Below are 19,615 nucleotides of genomic sequence, written 5' to 3' on the forward strand. Positions count from 1 at the left end.
AAGGGGTCAAAATTGGACGCCGATCGGGGGGCAACTTTGCAGGCCGTTTGACAGGCCAAGGCCGTCATCGAAAGCGGAAGCGCGGTTCCGAGCCAGCCCGCCAGCGGATAGGTGAGGAGCCAACAGGCATGCGACAGCGCGAACTGTGCTGCGAACACGGCGGGTCGATCGGCCGCCTGGGCGGAACGCCGCAGCAACCTGCCGGAGGGCGTCTGTACCGCCGAATAGCCGATACCAAGCAGGATCCAGGTCAGCAGCAGCAAGGGCCAGACCCAACTTCCGGCGACAGTTGTCGAGGTCGTGATGTCGGTCCATGACGCTGCGAACAGGGCGGTGGCGAAGAACGAAAGCACGAGACCGAGCCAGAAGGCGGCAACGAGCATGACGCGGCGGTCCGGCAGCTTGTCGAGCAGCCGCGGCAAAAGCAGCGCCGCCAGCATCGATCCGCCTCCGAAGCAGGCGAGCGCCATCGCGACTTGTCCGTCCCCGAGCCCGAGCCAGCCCTTCACGATCACGACGGTGTTGACGATGACCAGCGCAGCACCGGCGGCGGCTGCCATGTTCAAGGCGAGCAGGCCGCGAAGGCGCGGGGTCGCGAGATAGATCCGCATGCCGCGCGTCGTCTTGTCGTAGATCCCGCCTTCGCGGTGGACGGCTGGCGAGACCGGCAACGACACCGAGAGCACCAGAGCTGCCGAACATAGGAAGCCGACCACGGTCCCGGAGAACAGCCAGTGAAAGCTGATGAGGGTGAGCAGCAGCGCAGCCAGCGCCGGGCTGATCAGGGATTCGAGGTCATAGGCCAGGCGGGAGAGCGACAGCGCACGGGTGTAGTCCGCTTCCTCCGGAAGCACGTCGGGGATCGTCGCCTGGAAGGTGGGGGTGAAGGCGGCCGAGGCTGATTGCAGCAGGAAGATCAGGACGTAGATCTGCCAGACTTCGGAGACGAACGGCAGCAGCAGGGCGATCGCCGCCCGCACCAGATCCATCGCGATCAGGAATGCGCGGCGCGGAAGCTGCGCGGCATAGGCGCCGACGATGGGCGCGACTGTGACATAGGCCACCATCTTGATCGCCAGCGCGGTTCCGAGAACCGCACCGGCCCGGTCGCCAGCGAGCTCGAAGGCCAAGAGACCCAGCGCAACCGTCAGAAGCCCCGTTCCGAGCAGCGCGATGATCTGCGCGAGGAACAGGTGGCGATAGGTTCGATTGGCGAGGACGTCGAGCATGATCGCGCGTCCTCGTTCAACCGCGGAGCGACAGCGTCGACGCAGCCTGCGCGGAGCGCGACCCCTGAGCCGAAAGCCCCATCAAGCCATGGATGCCGACATAGAGGCCGACGCCGATCAGCAGGATCCCTGAGAAGTAGGGAGCCCGCCTGGCGAAGGTCGAGAACCAGGACCAGCGCTTCGTCGCGTGCCGGACGCTGAGGGCCGCGGCCGCGCCGACGGCGACGAGCGTGATGGCGAGACCGATCGAGAAGCAGAGCACTAGCGTGAAGCCGAGCGTGAACTCCTTGAGCTGAAGGCAGAGCAGCAGCACGGTGATTGCCGCCGGGCAAGGAATCAGGCCGCCCGTCAGGCCGAACAGGACGATCTGCCAGGTCGTGACGTTGCGGTCGGCGAAGCGGCGGCGGATGTCGTTGGCATGGGCGAGTTCGTGGGCGTCCTGATAGCCGTCCGTCGCGACGTCGAGCCCGCGCAGTTCCTCGTGCATGTGGTCGTGACCATGCGCATGGTCCTCGACGAAGGACAGGTCGTAGTCATGGGTGTGGTTGCCATGGCCGAGGCTGACTCGCGCCATGAACTCGTGCGGCTCGGGGATTTCCTGCACGGATTCCAGAAAACCGGAGCGGCTTTCGAAGGTGAAGGTCTGACGCGAGCCGTCAGGTCGCTCGGTGACGACCTTCACGTCTTTCGCTGCCCAGTCATGGCCTCGCTCGCTGTGGATGCGCCACCGCTTCGGCACGCCGTCCTCGAAGACCTCGACGGCGATGACGCCATGTCCGGTGTCGATCCGTCGCACGTCGTCGTGGCTATGGCCGTGATGCCCGTGACTGCGCCCGGCATGGCCACCATGGCTATGGCCGCCGTGACCGCTATGGCTATGTCCCGAGGCGAACGCGGCGCGCTGCTGGTCCTCCCAGGTCCGCCACAGCATCCACGCCGCCATGGCGACGATGATGATGGCCGAGGCAATCTGGAGGTATGGCTCGAAGGTCTCCGGGGCGACGCCCTGCCAGAGATACATGCCGCCGATGGCGATGCCCCAGACCACGATCGTGTGCGAGATCGTCGCAGCAAGCCCGAGCAGGACCGCCTGGGTGACGGTGCCCCGGATCGCGACGATGAAAGCGGCCATCAAGGTCTTGGAGTGGCCGGGTTCGAGACCATGGAGCGCGCCAAGCAGGATTGCGCTCGGGATGAACAGCCAGGCGTGGGAAGCACTCTGCTGGAGCAAGTCGGCGAAGGACGGCATCACATTCTCATAGGTATTTGGCGATCTCCTTGAACTCGTCGATCGAGCGGCGCTGTTCGCGCGCGAGAGGTCCGATGACGTCTTCAAGGCAGTGATCGAGATGGTCTTGGATCAGGTTCTTCTTGGCCTGTCCGATCGCCTTCTCGACCGCTTGAAGCTGCTGTGCGAGTTCCAGGCACGGGCGACCGGCTTCGATCATCTCGATGACCTTGCGCAGATGGCCCTCCGCCCGCTTCAGGCGCTTGGCGATCTCGGGATGGCTCTCGTGGAGATGGCTTTCGGACATGGCAAATGGTATCCCCCTGGATAGGATGAGTCAAAGCGCGATTCGACGCCTTCAGTTCATCACGTCAAACTTTCGTTAAGAATGGTGCCCCTAGCTGATCTCCATGCCGCGTCGCAGCATCAGAATCAGATCGAGCCTCGCGGCCGCCTTCCTGGCGGTGTTCGCGATGCTGCTGTCCGCCGTCCATGTTCAGGCGGGCCACAACGTCTATGCGATGGCTCAGGCCGAAACTCAGCGTCACGCGGAGCTTGCCGCGACCATCGCGGAGCACGGGCATTCGCATGACGAGGGCGAGCCGGACGAGCGCGTCCCGGGCCACGTCCACGGGCACAATACCTCCGACCACGTCCACGAGACAGCCAACCTCGTCGCCCAGCCTCGGCTCGGAATGCCGAGCTTCGTCGAAATCGTGGCCAGGCACGAGCCGCAAGACGGCGAACTAGGCGTTCGCCACGGGCTCGATCGACCTCCGAGATACGTCGTCGCTTGAAAGCGCGCCGCCTGCCGCGGCGTTCCCTCACGACAAATCTCGGAAATCATATGAAACGATCCTCATCGGCGGGGCGTCGCAAGCTGCGCGCGCTTCTCCTCGTCCTGCTCGCTGCGATGTTCGGGCTGATCAGCCTGAACGCAGCGCTCGCCCACGCCGTCGCGGAAGGCGACAAGGGCTATATCCAGGAGATCACGGGGGTGAACCTCATCCCCTTCGTCTATCTCGGCGCCAAGCATATGGTGACCGGCTACGACCACATCCTGTTTCTGTTCGGGGTGATCTTCTTCCTCTACCGGCTGAAGCATATCGCGATCTATGTCAGCCTGTTCGCGATCGGTCATTCGACCACGATGCTCCTCGGCGTCTATTTTAACGTCGGGATCAACAGCTACATCATCGACGCGATCATCGGCCTGTCTGTCGTCTACAAGGCGCTCGACAACATGGGCGCCTTCCAGAGGTGGCTCGGCTTCCAGCCGAACACCAAGATCGCGACGCTGGTCTTCGGCTTGTTCCACGGCTTCGGCCTGTCGACCAAGATCCTCGAATACAACATCTCGCCCGACGGCCTCGTCCCGAACCTCCTCGCGTTCAACATCGGTGTCGAGATCGGGCAGCTCACCGCCCTGGCGATGATCCTGATCGCGATGGGCTACTGGCGCCGCACCGACAGCTTCTGGCGCCACGCCTACGCCGCCAACACCGTCATGCTCACCGCCGGGTTCGTGCTGATCGGCTACCAGCTCACCGGCTATTTCGTCTCGCAAGCTTGAGGTTCGCACCAATGTACAACACCGATATCCCGACCCGCGCGGAACTGCCGACCTCGGCTCAGCTCCTGCGTTCCACCGCCATCGCTTTCGTCGCCGCCGCCGGTATCCTCGTCACCGTCGTGCTCCCGGCCGAATACGCCATCGACCCGACCGGGGTCGGGCGCATGCTCAAGCTGACTGAGATGGGCGAGATAAAGGCCCAGCTCGCCGAAGAAGCCCAACGGGATCGCCAGAAGGATTCGACGGGCTCCATCGAGCAACCCACCCGTCCGGCTCCGGATCAGCGTTCCAGCCTGTTCGGCAGCACGCTCGCGGCCCTCTTCGTATCTCCCGCCCAGGCGAGCGAGCGGTTGGTCGTCGCCCAGATAGCCGGACGCAAGGATGAGACGGTCATCACCCTGAAGCCGAGCGAGGGCGTCGAGTACAAGCTCACGATGAAGGCGGGCGCCAAGGTGAACTTCTCCTGGGCGGCCGAGGGCGGCGTCGTCAACTACGACATGCATGGCACCCCGACCGGCGGCGGCAAGGAGAAGAGTTATAAGCAGGGCCGCGGCGCTGCGGGCGACGAGGGCGTGCTGACAGCCGAGGGCGACGGCGCCCACGGTTGGTTCTGGCGCAACCGCGGTTCCAAGGACGTGACGATCACGCTGAAGACGAACGGCGCCTATGCCGAAATCAAGCGGATGATCTGATCGTCCTGCCTGGCCGGCTAGGGCGCTTGACGCTCTGGCCGGTTCATTTCGGAAAATCGGTCACCCAATACGGTTTTACTCTCTCGCAACGGCTCGCCGCCAGCGTTCATCCTGTCGATGCTTGGATCCTCGCGTTCTCGAAAGACGCGTCAGTTGAACCACAGCCATAGCTGGAAGCTGCAGACGTTGATGGTCATGGTCGAAGTTTCTTGGAAATCCTCACGGAGGCAGCCACTGGCTCGATCCAATCCGACAGTTGGGAGCAATTCAGTGCCACTACGACAACGCCGCTAATCGCGTCTGCCTGTCAGCTTCGGCGTGGCCTACCGTTGCAGTTCTGCTCTGGCTCGCCTTCAACAAGGAAACCGTCACGCAAAGGCCGCCTTCCGCGCGGTTTGCTAATTTTATGAGCCCACCGTGCGCATCGATCACTGATGCTGCGATCGTCAGGCCCAGACCGGTCCCTCCCGTCTCGCGGCCTCGGGATTCCTCGAGGCGCACGAACGGATGAAATACGCGCTCCATGTCAGAGGGCGGGATGCCAGGTCCTTCGTCCTCGACGGTGATAACGATTTGGTCTCCCGACTCGGCAATCATGACATTAGCGGCATGGCCATATTTGACGGCATTGCTGATGACGTTGGAGAACGCGCGCTTCAGCGAGAGCACACGCCCCAGTACCGGAGCGGTGGTGAGACCGACCAACGCGATTCGATGCCCCTGATCGAGATGGTCGTCGACGATGGTCTCGATGACCGAAGCAAGGTCGATCGGACGAATCGCTTCACTGGAAGCGCCGCCGCGCAGATATTCCAGCGTCGAGTCGATCATGGCCTCCATCTCACCGAGGTCGGCATCGATCAGGTCGCGCGTCGCATCATCATCGAGCAACTCGGAGCGGAGCCTGAGGCGCGTGATCGGTGTTCGCAGATCATGCGAGACGGCTGCCATTGCCTGCATACGCTCCGTGACGAGGCGCTGGATGCGTTCGCGCATGGTGTTGAAGGCCCGGGCGGCACGGCGCACTTCGATAGGTCCGTTTTCGGGAAGCGGTTGTGGTGTCTGATCGAGGCTGAAGCGCTCGGCGGCAAGGGCGAGATCACGCAACGGTCGTGTTGCCCAGCGCAGAAGCAGGAGCGCGACGATAACAATTCCGACTCCAAAACAGATTGTGACCGCGATCACACTCCAGTCGACGATCTGGTTCGCTCCGAGTGCGGAAGACGAGAAGTTCACCCAGGAGCCGTCGTCGAGCCGCACCGAGATCAACATCATGTGCCGATAGGCATCAGCGTTCGCGGCTCCAAGAGCTCCGTCATCGGCGAATCCGACTCGAAATGATTCTGCCGCGAGTTCGGGTGCGAGTTCTTTGAGGCGAGCCTCCATCGTCGTGGTTCGCTCCGTCATCGGCGCCGTGCCGAGGACGAGGCTGACCTTGCTCCAATGGACTTCGAGGCTGGCGCTCGACAAGTCGTGAGCGACACGATCTCGTTCCTGCCCGGCGGGAGCGCCAGCGATTGCTCGCTTGATCGAGACGATATGCTCGGCGAGGCCGCGATCGCGTGCCGCTGTGGCCAAGCTTTCGACTCCAACTCGATACGCCCAGAAGCCAAGCAGATGGAATGCTAGAAGTGCTGCCACCAGGACCATGATGGCGCGGCTCGCGACCGTGTCCGGCGTCAGACGTTCGACCAGCTTCCTCAAGCGGATTGTCCTTCCTGCACGCGAATATCCGACACAAACATGTAGCCAGAACCACGGACCGTCTTGATGAGCTGGCCGCCGTTTGCCACCGCCTCCAACTTGCGCCGCAGCCGGCTGATCTGGACGTCGATGGTGCGATCGAACGGGTCGCCGCTGTTCCGGGCCTTGGCGAATTGCATCAACGCCTCCCGCGACAGCACGCGGTTGGCGTGCTCGACGAAGACGACAAGAAGGTCGAATTCTCCGGTCGAAAGATCGATCAGCGTCCCCGAGGGCGATTGAATCTCCCTGCGACGCAGATCCATCGTCCAGCCGTCGAACATGACGATCTCGGAACGCCTGGTTTCAGTTCGATTGCGCGCCGTGCGGGATCGGCGCAGGACGGCCCGAATACGGGCCAGCAATTCGCGAGGGCTGAACGGCTTGGTCACATAATCGTCAGCTCCACCCTCGAATCCCACGATCCGATCACTCTCTTCGCTGCGGGCGGTCAGCATCACGATGGGCACCTGGGAGGTCATGCGGACATCGCGGCAAAGCTCGACGCCGGAACGCCCAGGCAGCATCAAGTCGAGCACGATCAAATCGATGGTGGTGCGGGTCAGGACATCCATCATCACGCGCCCGTCCGGTGCTCCGGTGACCTGGTAGCCGTGACGCTGGAGGAAACGTGAAACCAGGAGGCGGATCTGCGGATCATCGTCCACGACGAGGATATGCCCGTGGTCTTCGGTCGTGATCTTGATTGGATCTTGATCCATCTTTTGCTCGGCTTCCCAGAACAAGCCTGTCCGTGTGGTGTCGCATTTTTCCCTGCAACGACTGCACAATAGCGCGCTTATCGCGCTGCCGCCCGCGTTGCTTTGATACAATTTGTAACGGACGACAGCCGTAGAGCGCTGCTACCCCTATGTTGTCGAAACACGGGGAGCCGAATCGTGACGTTCGTGAAGGTGCCGTTCCTGGCAGGTGTAGGGCTGGCGTTAGGCGCCTGTTCGCTGACACCCGTTCCCGACTATCTTGCCAGGCCGGCCGACCCGAATGTCCGTGTCCCCGCGGTCCAATACCGGAGCGTGACGGCAGGCGCTGCCACCTACCGTCCGGCTGAGCCGAAGGATTGGCACGAGCTCAACCGTGACGTCGGCCCGAAGCCATGACGTCGCTTGCTAACTCCATCTTAGCGACCAATCTTACCCGGGGAAGGACAGCCTTGACCGTTCCAGCGACCTCGAACGCCCGTCGCCTGTTCCGTTTCGGGCTGCTTGCCGGAGCGGCGGCTCTGCTCGGAGGCTGCGCGAGCTTCTCCGCCGATGGCGGTATGGGCGCGATCCAGTCGGCTGCCTATGCCGACATCGGCAAGGAGGTCGTCAAGATTGGGGACGATCAGGCGGCGCTCACGGCGAAGGCGCGAGTCGACCAGCTGCTGCGCAAGCCGTTGACCGCGGACAGCGCCGTGCAGATCGCCCTGCTCAACAATCGTGGCCTGCAGGCGGCCTTCAACGAGCTCGGCATGGCCGAGGCCCAGATGGTGGCGGCCAGCCTGCCGCCCAATCCGCGCCTCGGCATCTCAAAGCTGTCCGGCCGTTTCGAGATCGAGGTCGAGCGACAGATCGTCGGCAGCCTGCTGGCGCTGGCGACCCTGCCGGCGCGGGCGGAAATCGCGCGCGATCGGTTCCAGACGGCGCAGCTACGGACGGCCGAAGCTGTCCTGAAGCTCGCGGCCGATACCCGCCGCCAGTATTACCGGGCAGCTGCGGCCGACGCGCAGGTCACCTTTTATCAGGAGGCGAAGAGCTCTGCCGATGCGGCTTCCGAACTGTTCAAGCGGCTCGGCGAGACCGGCGGCGTCAACAAGCTCGACCAGGCGCGCGAATTCGCTTTCGAGGCAGAGCTCACCGTGCAGCTCGCGCAGGCGCGCCAGCAACAGCGCCAGGAGCGCGAGCGGCTGGTCCGCCAATTGGGGCTGTGGGGCAATGATCTGAAGTTCCGCGTCGGCAGCCTGCCGCCGCTACCGCGACTGCAATCGGTCAAGGCAGTCGAGGCCGAGGCTTTGCGCAAGCGCGTCGACATCCAGATCGCACGCGCCGAGCTCGACACGCTGGCGAAATCGCTTGGACTCACCCAGGCAACGCGCTTCGTCAATGACATCGACCTGCTGGGACGGCGCACTTACGACCGCGGCCGCAGCATCTCCGAAGACGGCCATGTCGAGCGTGAGACCAGCCGCAGCAAGACGCTGGAGCTGGAGATCGACATCCCGATCTACGATTTCGGCCAGTCGAAGGTCGCGCTCGCCGAGCAGACCTACATGCAGGCGGCGAACAAGCTAGCGGAAAAGGCGGTCAATGCCCGCTCCGAGGCGCGCGAAGCCTATACCGCCTACCGTGCCAATTACGATATCACCCGCCAGTACCAGAACAACGTCCTGCCGTTGCGCAAGATCATCCAGGACCAATCGCTGCTGCAATACAGCGGCATGCTCAACGATGTGACCGATCTGATTACCGACGCCCGGAACCGCATTTTGTCGAACGTCGCAGCGATCAACGCCCGGCGAGACTTCTGGATCGCCCATACCGACTTCAAGCACGCGCTGATCGGTGGTGGCAGCGGGGGCGGCGGCGCGACGGTCGCCGCGGCGGCAGCAGGCGGCGACGCCGGTGGCGGGCACTGAAGGAGCTTTCCGAGATGACATCCCTATCCCGCAGAGGCTTCATCGGTTCCTCCGGGCTCGTGCTGGCCGGCGCGGCCGCGGTTTCGGGGCGCAGCGCTTTCGCTGCCGTCCCGGAAGCTCCGACCATGAAGGACGCAACGACGCAGGCGCCGCTCGTGCCGACCACGGGGCCGGATTACCAGCCGGTCGTGACCTTGAATGGCTGGTCCTTGCCTTGGCGGATGAACGGCGACTGGAAGGAATTCCATCTCGTTGCCGAGCCGGTGGTGCGCGAACTCGCGCCGGGCATGAAGGCCCATCTCTGGGGCTATAACGGCCAGTCGCCGGGTCCGACCATCGAGGCGGTCGAGGGCGACAAGGTCCGCATCTACGTCACCAACAAACTGCCCGAGAACACCGCAGTCCACTGGCATGGCCAGCGCTTGCCCAACGGCATGGACGGCGTCGGCGGGTTGACGCAGCCCCATATCCCGCCCGGTAAGACCTTCGTCTACGAGTTCCAGCTGCGGCGCTCGGGCACCTTCATGTACCACCCGCATTCGGACGAGATGGTCCAGATGGCGATGGGCATGATGGGCTTCTTCGTCGTCCATCCCAAGGACCCGGCCTTCCGCCGCGTCGATCGCGACTTCGTCTTCCTTCTCAACGCCTTCGACATCGAGGCCGGCTCCTATGTGCCGAAGGTCAATACGATGACCGACTTCAACATGTGGTGCTGGAACAGCCGGGTGTTTCCCGGCATCGATCCCTTCGTCGTCGGCAAGGACGACAAGGTCAGAATCCGCTTCGGCAACCTGACCATGACGAACCATCCAATCCACATGCACGGCTACGAGTTCAAGGTCTCTGGCACGGATGGTGGCTGGGTCGACCCGGCTGCTGCCTGGCCCGAAGTTTCGATCGACTGCGCCGTTGGCCAGATGCGCGCCTTCGATTTCGTCGCCGACGAGCCGGGCGACTGGGCGATCCACTGCCATAAATCGCACCACACCATGAATGCCATGGGGCATTCGGTGAAGACCTATATCGGCGTCAACAAGAAGGACCTGGCTAAGCGCATCGCCAAGATCGCGCCCGGCTACATGCCGATGGGCTCGAACGGCATGGGCGAGATGGGTTCCATGGAGATGCCGCTGCCGGACAATACCCTGCCGATGATGACGGGCTTCGCTCAGTTCGGCGCGGTCGAGATGGGCGGCATGTTCTCGGTGGTGAAGGTCCGCGAGGGCCTGGCGAAGAACGACTACAAGGACCCCGGCTGGTTCAAGCACCCGGAAGGCACCGTGGCCTTCGAATACAAGGGCCAGAAGCTTGCGGATGCGCCGCGGGGAACGTCGCCTGACAGCGGCCTCGAGGCGACGGAGTGGCGGGTCAAGGATCCGCGCAAGCCGAGCCTCGGGCCGGACGGCAAGCCGCTGCCTGCCGCCAAGAATCCCCATTCCAATCACTAGATGGCGACAACCGAAACTTCCTCCTGGAGAGTTACATGAAGACAGCAGCATTCAAATTGGCAGCCATCGCAGTTCTAATGTCGGCCGGCGCCGCCTTGGCGGGGCCCGGTGCGGGCGGTCATGGCCATGGCGACGAGACTGCCTATGGCAAGCCGGGCGACCCGAAGAAGCCTGCGCGTCCTATCCAGGTCGTGATGAGCGAAAAGGACGGCAAGATGTCCTTCATCCCCGATCGGATCGAGGTGCGCCGCGGCGAGCAGATCCGCTTCCAGCTGCGCAACAATGGCGAGCTCGACCACGAGCTCGTCCTGGCCACGCTGGAGGAGAACCTCAAGCACGCCGTCGAGATGCAGAAGAACCCCGACATGGAACACGACGATCCGAACGCCAAGCGCCTCGCGCCGAAGAAAGCCGGCGAAATCGTCTGGGCCTTCACCAAGCCGGGCGAATTCGACTTCTCCTGCCTGATCCCCGGCCACCGCGAGGCGGGCATGACCGGCAAGATCATCGTCAAGTAAGCAACCTCAGGGAAAGGAGCATCCCATGCTGAAGACTGCGACCACCCTCGCATTTCTGATCGTCGCGCTGCCGGCTGCTGCGCAGTCGGTCAATGGCACCGTCACCAAGGTCGACGAGGCCCAAGGCAAGCTCACCATCAATCACGGTGCGATCAAGAACCTCGACATGGATGCGATGACCATGGTGTTTCGCGCCGGCGATCCGGCCATGCTCAAGGGGTTGAAGGCGGGCGACAAGATCAAGTTCGACGCTGATCGCGTCAACGGCCAGATCACCGTCACCAAGCTGCAGAAGGCCAAGTAGCCCTGACGTGTGGCAAGGCGTAAAACCGCCTTGCCACACGTAACTTCGTCATCGACCAGGACCGCTACCCGTCGCCAGAGTTAGGCCGCGTTGGTTACGTCAGCCGGTGCATTGTCTGACGCAAGCATCATCGCGAGCTGTTCGAAGTTTCGCAGTCCACCACGCAGAGAATGAGACAAGCTGAAAGGCGAGCCATGCGATTGGTCTTGCTGACGATCCCTATTGCGCTTGTCGCGCTTCAGGCGCGAGCGGACGACGGTGATCTGCAGCGTGCACTGATCGAAGCGTCCTGCCCGACCGCCAAGGTCACGCGCCTCAATCCCATTGGCAAAAGCGAAGTCTATGAAGCGAACTGCTTCGGCAGGCGCATCAAGATCGTCTGCATGAACGGGCGCTGTTCTGCAGATGACCCGTCTCTCAGCCGGGATGATCCGGAATGACGGCGAGAGGACTCCCCGCCTTCGGCGAAAGGCCAGCACATGATCGCGAACTGCCTGAAATCACACCATATGCGCGCGATCGCGATACTCTGTTCCGCAGCTGCCGGGGCACTGCCTGCAGGGCCAGCGGGAGCTCAGACGGTCAAGATTGTCGGAATCGGCGCCTCCAGCTGTCAGTATTTCCTGCGTGAGACCAACGGCAAGCCCGAGGCCGAGAAGAATTTCTTCGCCTGGGCACAGGGCTACATGAGCGGCTTGTTGCTTCGGGCGCCTCCTGGGAAGGACGAGGATCTTGATCTCGCGCCGGACGCCTATCCGTCGCTCAAGCAGGCCGAGTTCCTGCGGAGCTTCTGCACGCGCAATCCCGACGCTGATTTCAGCGATGGGGTGAACGATCTCTACCGCACGCTTCGCGCCCCACCGAGCTGAGGTGCAATCCTTTCTCCGAGGCAGAACAAGCAGCGCCGGCACAGGCAGCCTACCGAAGATCGAGTTCAACAGACGTGACGGCGACGTTCCAGTTTATCCATGATCTCGGCCACCGGATCATGGGTCTCGATTATCCGCACGGCCACTGGCTGATCAATCTTGCGGCGGCGCTGTTGTTCGTGGTTGCACCGGCGTGGACACTCTGGATTGGCCTGCGGCTCGGGTATCGACGCTACAATACAAGGCGCCGTCGGCGGGCTCGGCTTGCTGCCGCAACCTCGCGCGCTCCAGAGCGCCCGGCAGCTAGCGGGCGGGTGGGATCGCTTGAGGCGTACGTCATCCGCGCGACCGCAAGACTGCAGGTCAAGCTCGTGATCATTTCCATCATGACGCTGCCAACGGCGTGGCTCCTGCTTGAGATCCCCAAGCACATTATCAACCATGCATTGGCCGATGCGAGCGATAGCGGCCACGTCGACATGATGCTGCTTGGCCTGCCGCTGGACCGCATGACGCTCTTGTTTGCGCTGTGCGCAGGCTACCTCGGCACTCTGACCTTGAACGGCCTGATCAAATACGCGGCCATGCGCATTCGTGGCCGCGTGAGCGAGCGCCTGGTCCGCAGGCTTCGGCTCGGCGTATTGCGTCGCGCGCGCGCAGGTGCGGGCGCCGAACAGCGAGCACATCTCTCCGCGGTAGTCGTCCAGGAGGTCGAGCCGATCGGGTATTTCGGCGGCAGCCTTGCCGTTGTTCCCGTCATTCAGGGCGGCGCTCTGCTGACCAGCATCCTGTTCCTGCTGATGCAGAACCCGGCCTTAGCTCTGGCGGCACTGCTGATGTTGCCGCTGCAGCTTACGCTCTTGCCGGGCTTGCAGAAGCGGCTCAATGCGAAGGTGCGTGAGAGGGTTCGCTCGACCCGCAAGCTCGGCGGTCTGATGGTAGCCGACGCTTCGGCTTCGGGAGCCTATAGCTCGCAGGCGGCGGCCACGCGGACAGGCATGTCGGTCCTGCGCCATCAGATGCAAATGACCGCGAGCCTGGAAACGATCCGGGTCGAGATCAACGACCTCAAAGGCAGGATCAAGGGTCTATACAATTACACCTCCAACCTGACGCCCTTCTTTTTCTTCACGATCGGCGGCTACCTCGTTGTGAGAGATCAATTGTCGCTCGGTGCGCTGGTGGCCGCTCTGGCCGCCTATCGGGAGATTTCACCAGCGCTGCGGGAGCTGTTCGATTTCATGCAGAACTGGTCGGACGCGAAGGCCCGTTTCAGCGAGGTCACCCGAGCCATCAGCCAGGTTCATGCCGCCCCGAGTGTGGTCGACACCTCTCTGCTCCCGCGTCGTCGCGAGCAGATTGCGAGCTGAGAATGGCTCGGGAGCGCGGCCATCGCTCGATCGGCCCTCGTCGTGTGCGGGTTCAGAATTGAATTAGGCTAGGACACGGTCTAGGTGGCGCGCGCGACACCCGGCTCGCTTGAATTCCATTCCGGGACGGCAAAGGCATTCCGGATTGCATATAGCTCGGCAACAAAAGCTGCGACGAGGCGGGAATTCGCGCTGCCAGGCGGCTTCAAAAGCAGGGCGCGGAAATGCACCGCTGGCTCGAAGGGACGAACGGCAATCCCCTGGATCATTTTGTCGGCGATAATGAAGGGGTTGACGAGGCCGATGCCGAGGCCTTGCGCTGCAAGGATCGCTATGGTCACGCCATAAGGCGTTTCCACTAAAATGCGGGGTTGGACACCGTGCTCCGCGAAGATTCGGTCCATGGCAAGTCGCACCGTGTCCTCTGGCGCGAGCGCCAGGAACCCCTCGTCGCTCAGGTCGGCCGGCGTGATCACCTCCCGGCTCGTCAGCGGATGCCCCAGTGGCATGACGCAGACTGCGCGAGGCGTGGTGAACACCGTGTGTAAGACACCGTCAGTGTCGATCTCGTCAGCCGCCAAGCCGATGTCGAAGCTGCCTGACGCCACGAGATCGCGAACGACGTTGGAGGTCCGCACCTGATAGCTGATCCGCACCTGCGGGTGCTTGCGCGAGAATGCCGTGATCGCTCTCGGGACGAGGCCATGCCCAAGTGCCGACAGGCTAGCCACCCGAATGGTGCCGGCACCGACCTCCTTGATCTGAGCGGCTCGCAGCTTGAGGCGATCGAGGCCGACCAGGTTGGCCTTGACCTCGGCATGGAAGAGCTGGCCTTCGCGCGTCGGCACCAAGCGGCCGCGGATCCGATCGAACAGGCTGAAGCCGAGTTCGGCCTCAAGTTTGGCGAGCGAACGGCTGACGGCAGGTTGCGACGTGCTGAGCAAGGCAGCTGCGGCTCCGGCGCCGCCACTGATCATGATTGCGTGGAAGACGTCGACATCGCGCAGGTTCATGAACCGCCCATATCAAGAATGGATCGACTCTATCGATATGGCCATAGATGGCAATGCCGGCGCGAGCTAGCGTCTACCTATGACCAAATCGGATGACACCTCGCATATTCATCCGCCCGCGCGTTCCCACCAGCCATTCCAGGCAGTGGTAATGCCCGTTGAGCGGGCTTCGACGATCGTTTTTGATGATCTTGAGGCGTTCGAGAAACGGGCCGAGCGCGTCTACGACGGTTTCAGCTACGGACTCTATGGGACGCCGACGAGCCGGCTCCTCGAGGACCATATTGCCCAGCTTGAAGGGGCATCCAGGGCTCTCGTCGTGCCCTCGGGCATGGCGGCGCTGACGCTGGCGACGATGGCTGTTTGCCGAAGCGGGGACAGAGTCTTGATGCCGGAGACGCTGTACGGCCCCGCCCGGGACATGATCCTGCGCTTCCTCGGGCCCTTGGGTATCGAGGCGACAGTGTATGACCCGCGGCTCGATGCTGGGATCGGCGGTCTGGTCGACAACCGGACGCGGTTGGTCTGGGTGGAATCTCCGGGCTCGGCGACGTTCGAGGTTCAGGACGTGCCAGCGATCGCCGCTGCGGCCCACAAGGCGGGTGCCCTGGTCGCTGCAGACAATACCTGGGCTTCGCATCTCCTGTTCAAGCCGCTGGCTCATGGCGTCGACATCAGCATGCAGGCCTTGTCGAAGCACGCGGGCGGCCATGGCGACCTGTTGATGGGCTCGCTCGCAGTCCGGGACGAAAGCCTGTTCCGACGCCTGAAGGATACGGCACGTTTCCTCGGCTATGGCGTCTCACCAGAGGACTGCGCGCTGTGCGAGCGCGGCCTGATGACCATGCCCGTCCGCATGCGCCATTCCGCCGCGAGCGCAGAGAATATCATCACGTGGCTGTCGGCGCGTCCGGAAGTCGTTCGCATTCTGCATCCTGCCATGCCGGATCATCCCGGGCATGCGGTTTGGAAAAGAGACTTCTCGGGCGCGGCTGCTGTCTTCGCGGTCTTGTTCAAACCAGAGCTCGCGCGCGTCCAAGCCGAAATTCTCCGCCGGATGCGCCTGTTCAAGCTCGGAGCGAGCTGGGGCGGCGTCCACTCGCTCATCGCGGTCAATGATCCCCGGAAAGGCCGGACCAGCCTCGACTGGCTGCCACCCGGCCCGCTCTGGCGACTGTCGATCGGGCTGGAAGCGACCGATGACCTGATCGGCGACTTGGAGCAGGCCTTTGCAGCGGCCGCTGACTTTGCGGCCTCCCAAAGAGCGGGCCGAACGGCAGCTGAATAACCCTTCTAAAACCGCAAAACAGGGGAATGGAGATGAGCGTGACAAGATTGAAGGTACTGCTCGGCACGGCGGTTGCCGCCGCTGGCCTAATGGCAGCGATCGGCGATGCCAGTGCACAGAGCGTGGTGAACAAGATCAAGCAGCGCGGCTATGTCAGCTGTGGGGCGAGCCAGGGCGTGCCCGGCCTCTCGCGGCCTGACGAGAACGGCTATTATCGCGGCTTCGATTCCGACATCTGCCGGACCTTCGCGGCGGCTATCCTCGGCGACAAGGACAAGATCCGCTTCGTGCCGCTCAATGCCGGCCAGCGCTTCCCGGCGCTGCAGACCGGCGAGATCGACGTGCTGTCGCGGACCTCGACCATCACCCTCTCGCGCGACACGGTGGTCCGCTTCGTCTGGATCACGCTCTACGACACCGACGGCCTGCTCGTGCGCAAGGCCGACAAGATCACCGATCCCAAGCAACTCGCTGGCAAGACGGTGTGCCTGCAAGGGGGCGGCAGCCTGACGGAGAAAGCGATCGAAGAGACCGAGGAAGAGCACGGGATCACGATGAAGAAGGTCTATTTCGACTCGACGATCCAGGCCCGCGACGCGTTCTTCGGCGGCCGCTGTGACACCTATGTGACCGATGGCACGGCAGCCGCCGGCCAGCGAGCCTCGGTGGCCAAGAACCCCGACGACTACGACATCATCAAGGTGGGCCATGCGGCCGAGCCGAACGGCGTCGCGGTCGCACGCGGGGATGATCAGCTCTTCGACATCACGCGCTGGGCGATCAATGCCCTACTCTGGGCTGAGCTTCACGGCATCACCGCCAAGAACATCGATGAGAAGCTGAAGTCCGGATCTAGCGAGATCAAGCGGGTGCTTGGCCAAGAGCCCGGCTTCGGCAAGCCGCTCGGGCTCGACGACAAATGGGTCTACAACGTCGTCAAGCAGATGGGGAACTACGCCGAAATCTGGGACAACAATCTCGGGAAGAACAGCCCCCTGAAAGTCGATCGTGGCCTGAACGCGCTCTGGAAGGATGGCGGCCTGAACTACCCCTATCCCTGGGACTAGGCGCTGTCGCGGGGGAGCAGAACCAACGCTCCCCCCGTCCAAGAAAGCATTCACAAGGTAGGGGAGAGCGGCATGTTCAGGGATGCCAGGACGAGATCGATCGCGATCCAATGTCTATTGGTGATGGCTGTCATTGCCGCAGCGAGCCTGTTTATCACCACGACCTTCACGAACCTGCAGACGCGCGGGATTCCGATCGGATTCGACTTCCTGACGATGCCATCCCGGATCGTGATTTCCGAGGCGATCCTCTCCTACAAGTCACGTGATCCCTATTACTGGGCCATCGTCGTCGGGCTGGCGAACACCGTCTTCATTTCAGCGCTGGTCATCGTCTTCTCATCGGTGCTCGGCCTGATCGTCGGCGTGACCCGGCTGAGCAGCAATCCGCTCGCCGCCGGCACTTGCCGGGTCTGGGTCGAGATCGCCCGCAACTCGCCGCCGATCGTCCTGCTGATCTTCCTCTATTCGCTCTGGTGGAAGGTCCTCCCGCCGGTCGCGGAGGCGCTCAATCCGATACCCGGCGTCTTCGCCTCGATGCGCGGCGTCATGGTGCCGAGCGTCCATGTCGACATGGAGACGGCGGGAGTCGCCCTGATCGTCCTTGCCGGGCTGCTCATCCTCGTCGCCCGGATGGCCAGCGCCCTGCGCCGCTTCCGGGCCCCCCTCAGCTGGGCCGCTGGCGCCGCACTGCTGTTCGGCCTCTGGGTTGCCGATGCCGGCTTCTCGACCGACTGGCCGGTCTTCGCGGGGTCGAATTTCCAGGGCGGTCTGGAGCTGACACCGGAACTCAGCACGATCCTGATCGGCCTGACGCTCTACACCACCGGCTTCATCGCCGAGATCGTGCGAGGCGGCGTCCTGTCGGTGGGGCCGGGGCAATGGGATGCCGGCCGCTCGGTCGGCCTGTCCCGTACCCAGATCCTGAGGCTGATCGTGATCCCGCAAATGCTGCGGGTGATCGTGCCGCCGCTCAACAGCCAGTACATCAACGTCGTCAAGAATTCGACGCTGGCGATCGCGGTCGGCTACCCGGATTTCCTTGCGGTGATGAACACCATCATCAGCAAGTCCAGCCATTCGATCGAAGGCGTCTTCATCATCCTGGGCGTCTACCTCGCCCTGAACCTGACCCTGTCGAGCGCGGCCAATTGGTACAACCGCCGCATCGCCATCGTGGAACGCTGATCCCGTGAAAACGATTTCGCTCCCTCTCTCCGAGGCTCCCGTGCCGGCACAAGCCTGGTCTGCGCCGTTCCTGGCCTCGCTGCGCCGGACCGCCGGGCTGCTGTTTGGCTCGCCGTTGAATGCCGCCCTGACGCTGGCTTTCGGCGCGGTGATCGCCGTCGCGGTGCCGCCAATGTTGCGTTGGCTGGTGCTCGACGCCGTCCTCTTCAATCCGGACCCGGCCGCCTGCCGTGCGACATCTGGTGCGTGCTGGAGCTTCATCTATGCCAAATCGGGCCAACTGCTATTTGGCATTTACCCAGTCGAGGAGCGCTGGCGCCCCGCTCTGGTCTGTCTGCTTATTCTGGCGCTGCTCGGCTGGTCGGTCCGGCCAGCGAGCTGGACGCCAAGGCTGCTCGGGCTTTGGATTGCAGCGCTCGCACTAATCGTCTGGCTGATGGGCGGCGGTCTCGGCCTCGAAGAGATTCCGACCTCCGCTTGGGGCGGCCTGCCGGTGACGCTGATCCTCACCGTTGTCGCGATTGGCATCGCCTTCCCCGTTGGAATCCTGCTCGCATTAGCCCGTCGCTCGACGATGCCGGCAGTCCGGATTTCGGCCGTGATCATGATCGAGTCCGTCCGCGGCCTGCCGCTGCTCTCGATCCTATTCGTCGCCTCGATCATGCTGCCGCTCTTCCTGCCGGAAGCATTGCTTCCCGATAAATTCGTGCGCGCGCTTGTCGCCCTGACGATCTTCGCGGCTGCCTATCTCGCCGAAGTCGTCCGCGGCGGCCTGCAGGCGATCCCGAAGGGCCAGTACGAGGCGGCCGCGGCGCTCGGCCTGCCGTTCTGGCGCACGCAATATCTCGTCATCCTGCCGCAGGCCATCAGGGTCGTGATTCCTGCTCTGGCGAACACGATCATCGTGATGATCAAGAACACCAGCCTCGTACTCGTCGTCGGGCTGTTCGATCTAATCAGTTCGGGCAAGGCTGCCCTGGCCGATCCGGCCTGGCCATCACCGGCTGCCGAAACCTTCCTGTTCATCGGCGCGATCTTCTTCGCGCTGTCCTTCTCGTTCGCCCGCTTTGCCGATTTCCTGGAGCGGCGCGGCCCCGCTGCTCGCTAGGAGACCCGCCCATGGCTATGGCAATGGCAGAAACGAAGATGACGGATACCCGCCCCGCGGCGCTGAAGCAGACCTCGCTGAACACCGCGACCGCCGTCGAGATGATCGGCGTCAACAAGTGGTATGGCGAGTTCCACGTGCTGCGCGACATCAACCTGAAGGTCGGTCGCGGCGAGAAGCTGGTCATCTGCGGCCCGTCCGGTTCGGGCAAGTCGACGATGATCCGCTGCATCAACCGCCTGGAAGAACACCAGAAGGGCCAGATCATCGTCGACGGGACGGAGCTCACCAACGATCTCAAGAAGATCGACGAGATCCGCCGCGACGTCGGCATGGTCT

Annotated in this window: 21 protein-coding genes; 15 read left to right on the forward strand and 6 right to left on the reverse strand. The window is 63.2% G+C overall.

Going from position 1 to position 19,615, the window contains the following annotated elements:
- From Q0Q36_RS22905 to Q0Q36_RS22915, 3 genes are all read right to left on the reverse strand, one after another.
- The coding region (locus tag Q0Q36_RS22905) for an MFS transporter (protein ID WP_293801782.1) at positions 1–1,229 on the reverse strand (1,229 nt) is incomplete at its 3' end.
- A gap of 16 nt (positions 1,230–1,245) precedes the next feature.
- Positions 1,246–2,478 carry a nickel/cobalt efflux transporter gene (locus Q0Q36_RS22910; RefSeq protein ID WP_293801784.1) on the reverse strand — a complete coding sequence of 411 codons (1,233 nt, stop codon included), beginning with the start codon at positions 2,476–2,478 and terminating at the stop codon, positions 1,246–1,248.
- 7 nt (positions 2,479–2,485) lie between these two features.
- Positions 2,486–2,764, reverse strand: a complete 279-nt coding sequence (locus Q0Q36_RS22915) for a metal-sensing transcriptional repressor (protein WP_293801786.1) — start codon at positions 2,762–2,764, stop codon at positions 2,486–2,488.
- 166 nt (positions 2,765–2,930) lie between these two features.
- On the opposite strand from Q0Q36_RS22915, the gene Q0Q36_RS22920 reads away from it, so the two are divergent.
- Genes Q0Q36_RS22920 through Q0Q36_RS22930 form a run of 3 tightly spaced genes read left to right on the forward strand, consistent with a single transcriptional unit; the run spans position 2,931 to position 4,722 of the window.
- The gene (locus Q0Q36_RS22920; protein WP_293801788.1) at positions 2,931–3,254 is read left to right on the forward strand and encodes a hypothetical protein; all 324 of its coding nucleotides are present in this window, start codon (positions 2,931–2,933) and stop codon (positions 3,252–3,254) included.
- 50 nt (positions 3,255–3,304) lie between these two features.
- Positions 3,305–4,030, forward strand: a complete 726-nt coding sequence (locus Q0Q36_RS22925; RefSeq protein ID WP_293801790.1) for a HupE/UreJ family protein — start codon at positions 3,305–3,307, stop codon at positions 4,028–4,030.
- An 11-nt stretch (positions 4,031–4,041) separates the two neighbouring features.
- Positions 4,042–4,722 (forward strand): transmembrane anchor protein, encoded by a 681-nt coding sequence (locus Q0Q36_RS22930; RefSeq protein WP_293801791.1) that lies wholly within the window; start codon positions 4,042–4,044, stop codon positions 4,720–4,722.
- A gap of 276 nt (positions 4,723–4,998) precedes the next feature.
- Here the strand turns inward: Q0Q36_RS22930 and Q0Q36_RS22935 are convergent, their stop codons facing one another.
- Both Q0Q36_RS22935 and Q0Q36_RS22940 read right to left on the reverse strand, forming a co-directional pair.
- Positions 4,999–6,426 (reverse strand): ATP-binding protein, encoded by a 1,428-nt coding sequence (locus Q0Q36_RS22935; RefSeq protein WP_293801793.1) that lies wholly within the window; start codon positions 6,424–6,426, stop codon positions 4,999–5,001.
- On the reverse strand, positions 6,423–7,211 hold the full coding sequence (locus Q0Q36_RS22940; protein WP_293801795.1) for a response regulator transcription factor: 789 nt from the start codon (positions 7,209–7,211) through the stop codon (positions 6,423–6,425). The genes Q0Q36_RS22935 and Q0Q36_RS22940 overlap by 4 nt, the downstream gene beginning before the upstream one ends.
- 425 nt (positions 7,212–7,636) lie before the next feature.
- On the opposite strand from Q0Q36_RS22940, the gene Q0Q36_RS22945 reads away from it, so the two are divergent.
- The 7 genes from Q0Q36_RS22945 to Q0Q36_RS22975 all read left to right on the forward strand — a co-directional run bounded on the left by Q0Q36_RS22945 (position 7,637) and on the right by Q0Q36_RS22975 (position 13,612).
- Entirely contained in the window at positions 7,637–9,100 is a 1,464-nt protein-coding gene (locus tag Q0Q36_RS22945) for a TolC family protein (RefSeq protein ID WP_293801796.1), read from the forward strand.
- Between the two features lie 14 nt (positions 9,101–9,114).
- Complete coding sequence (locus tag Q0Q36_RS22950; RefSeq protein WP_293801798.1) at positions 9,115–10,551, forward strand: copper oxidase; 1,437 nt, start codon at positions 9,115–9,117, stop codon at positions 10,549–10,551.
- 35 nt (positions 10,552–10,586) lie between these two features.
- Positions 10,587–11,069 carry a cupredoxin family protein gene (locus Q0Q36_RS22955; RefSeq protein ID WP_293801800.1) on the forward strand — a complete coding sequence of 161 codons (483 nt, stop codon included), beginning with the start codon at positions 10,587–10,589 and terminating at the stop codon, positions 11,067–11,069.
- A gap of 25 nt (positions 11,070–11,094) precedes the next feature.
- Complete coding sequence (locus Q0Q36_RS22960; protein WP_293801801.1) at positions 11,095–11,373, forward strand: copper-binding protein; 279 nt, start codon at positions 11,095–11,097, stop codon at positions 11,371–11,373.
- A 206-nt stretch (positions 11,374–11,579) separates the two neighbouring features.
- Positions 11,580–11,813, forward strand: a complete 234-nt coding sequence (locus tag Q0Q36_RS22965; RefSeq protein WP_293801803.1) for a hypothetical protein — start codon at positions 11,580–11,582, stop codon at positions 11,811–11,813.
- Between the two features lie 39 nt (positions 11,814–11,852).
- Positions 11,853–12,242: a hypothetical protein gene (locus Q0Q36_RS22970; protein WP_293801805.1), complete on the forward strand. Its 390-nt coding sequence runs from the start codon at positions 11,853–11,855 to the stop codon at positions 12,240–12,242.
- A gap of 74 nt (positions 12,243–12,316) precedes the next feature.
- Positions 12,317–13,612, forward strand: coding sequence for a multidrug ABC transporter ATPase (locus Q0Q36_RS22975; RefSeq protein ID WP_293801807.1), 1,296 nt, complete (start codon positions 12,317–12,319; stop codon positions 13,610–13,612).
- A gap of 80 nt (positions 13,613–13,692) precedes the next feature.
- Here Q0Q36_RS22975 and Q0Q36_RS22980 read toward each other — a convergent pair whose 3' ends face one another.
- Entirely contained in the window at positions 13,693–14,625 is a 933-nt protein-coding gene (locus tag Q0Q36_RS22980) for a LysR substrate-binding domain-containing protein (protein WP_293801809.1), read from the reverse strand.
- 79 nt (positions 14,626–14,704) lie between these two features.
- Between Q0Q36_RS22980 and Q0Q36_RS22985 the strand changes: the two genes are divergently transcribed.
- The 5 genes from Q0Q36_RS22985 to Q0Q36_RS23005 form a co-directional block, all read left to right on the forward strand.
- The gene (locus Q0Q36_RS22985) at positions 14,705–15,913 is read left to right on the forward strand and encodes a PLP-dependent aspartate aminotransferase family protein (protein WP_293801811.1); all 1,209 of its coding nucleotides are present in this window, start codon (positions 14,705–14,707) and stop codon (positions 15,911–15,913) included.
- A 32-nt stretch (positions 15,914–15,945) separates the two neighbouring features.
- Positions 15,946–16,980 (forward strand): transporter substrate-binding domain-containing protein, encoded by a 1,035-nt coding sequence (locus tag Q0Q36_RS22990; RefSeq protein ID WP_293801813.1) that lies wholly within the window; start codon positions 15,946–15,948, stop codon positions 16,978–16,980.
- A 123-nt stretch (positions 16,981–17,103) separates the two neighbouring features.
- On the forward strand, positions 17,104–18,168 hold the full coding sequence (locus Q0Q36_RS22995) for an amino acid ABC transporter permease (RefSeq protein WP_293801815.1): 1,065 nt from the start codon (positions 17,104–17,106) through the stop codon (positions 18,166–18,168).
- A gap of 4 nt (positions 18,169–18,172) precedes the next feature.
- Complete coding sequence (locus Q0Q36_RS23000; protein ID WP_293801817.1) at positions 18,173–19,276, forward strand: amino acid ABC transporter permease; 1,104 nt, start codon at positions 18,173–18,175, stop codon at positions 19,274–19,276.
- Positions 19,277–19,314: 38 nt separating this feature from the next.
- On the forward strand, positions 19,315–19,615 hold a 301-nt coding region (locus Q0Q36_RS23005; protein ID WP_293801819.1), incomplete at its 3' end, for an ATP-binding cassette domain-containing protein.

It is taken from the genome of uncultured Allobosea sp. (assembly GCF_945957345.1).
Taxonomy (GTDB): domain Bacteria; phylum Pseudomonadota; class Alphaproteobacteria; order Rhizobiales; family Beijerinckiaceae; genus Allobosea.

Bases quoted from the DNA above. Each gene is read 5' to 3' on its own strand.
- Q0Q36_RS22930 (WP_293801791.1), top strand. From the start codon at position 4,042: ATGTACAACACCGATATCCCGACCCGCGCGGAACTGCCGACCTCGGCT.
- Q0Q36_RS22985 (WP_293801811.1), top strand. From the start codon at position 14,705: ATGACCAAATCGGATGACACCTCGCATATTCATCCGCCCGCGCGTTCC.
- Q0Q36_RS22995 (WP_293801815.1), top strand. From the start codon at position 17,104: ATGGCTGTCATTGCCGCAGCGAGCCTGTTTATCACCACGACCTTCACG.
- Q0Q36_RS22910 (WP_293801784.1), bottom strand. From the start codon at position 2,478: ATGCCGTCCTTCGCCGACTTGCTCCAGCAGAGTGCTTCCCACGCCTGG.
- Q0Q36_RS22960 (WP_293801801.1), top strand. From the start codon at position 11,095: ATGCTGAAGACTGCGACCACCCTCGCATTTCTGATCGTCGCGCTGCCG.
- Q0Q36_RS22915 (WP_293801786.1), bottom strand. From the start codon at position 2,764: ATGTCCGAAAGCCATCTCCACGAGAGCCATCCCGAGATCGCCAAGCGC.
- Q0Q36_RS22950 (WP_293801798.1), top strand. From the start codon at position 9,115: ATGACATCCCTATCCCGCAGAGGCTTCATCGGTTCCTCCGGGCTCGTG.
- Q0Q36_RS22980 (WP_293801809.1), bottom strand. From the start codon at position 14,625: ATGAACCTGCGCGATGTCGACGTCTTCCACGCAATCATGATCAGTGGC.
- Q0Q36_RS22970 (WP_293801805.1), top strand. From the start codon at position 11,853: ATGATCGCGAACTGCCTGAAATCACACCATATGCGCGCGATCGCGATA.
- Q0Q36_RS22920 (WP_293801788.1), top strand. From the start codon at position 2,931: ATGCTGCTGTCCGCCGTCCATGTTCAGGCGGGCCACAACGTCTATGCG.
- Q0Q36_RS22955 (WP_293801800.1), top strand. From the start codon at position 10,587: ATGAAGACAGCAGCATTCAAATTGGCAGCCATCGCAGTTCTAATGTCG.
- Q0Q36_RS22925 (WP_293801790.1), top strand. From the start codon at position 3,305: ATGAAACGATCCTCATCGGCGGGGCGTCGCAAGCTGCGCGCGCTTCTC.
- Q0Q36_RS22990 (WP_293801813.1), top strand. From the start codon at position 15,946: ATGAGCGTGACAAGATTGAAGGTACTGCTCGGCACGGCGGTTGCCGCC.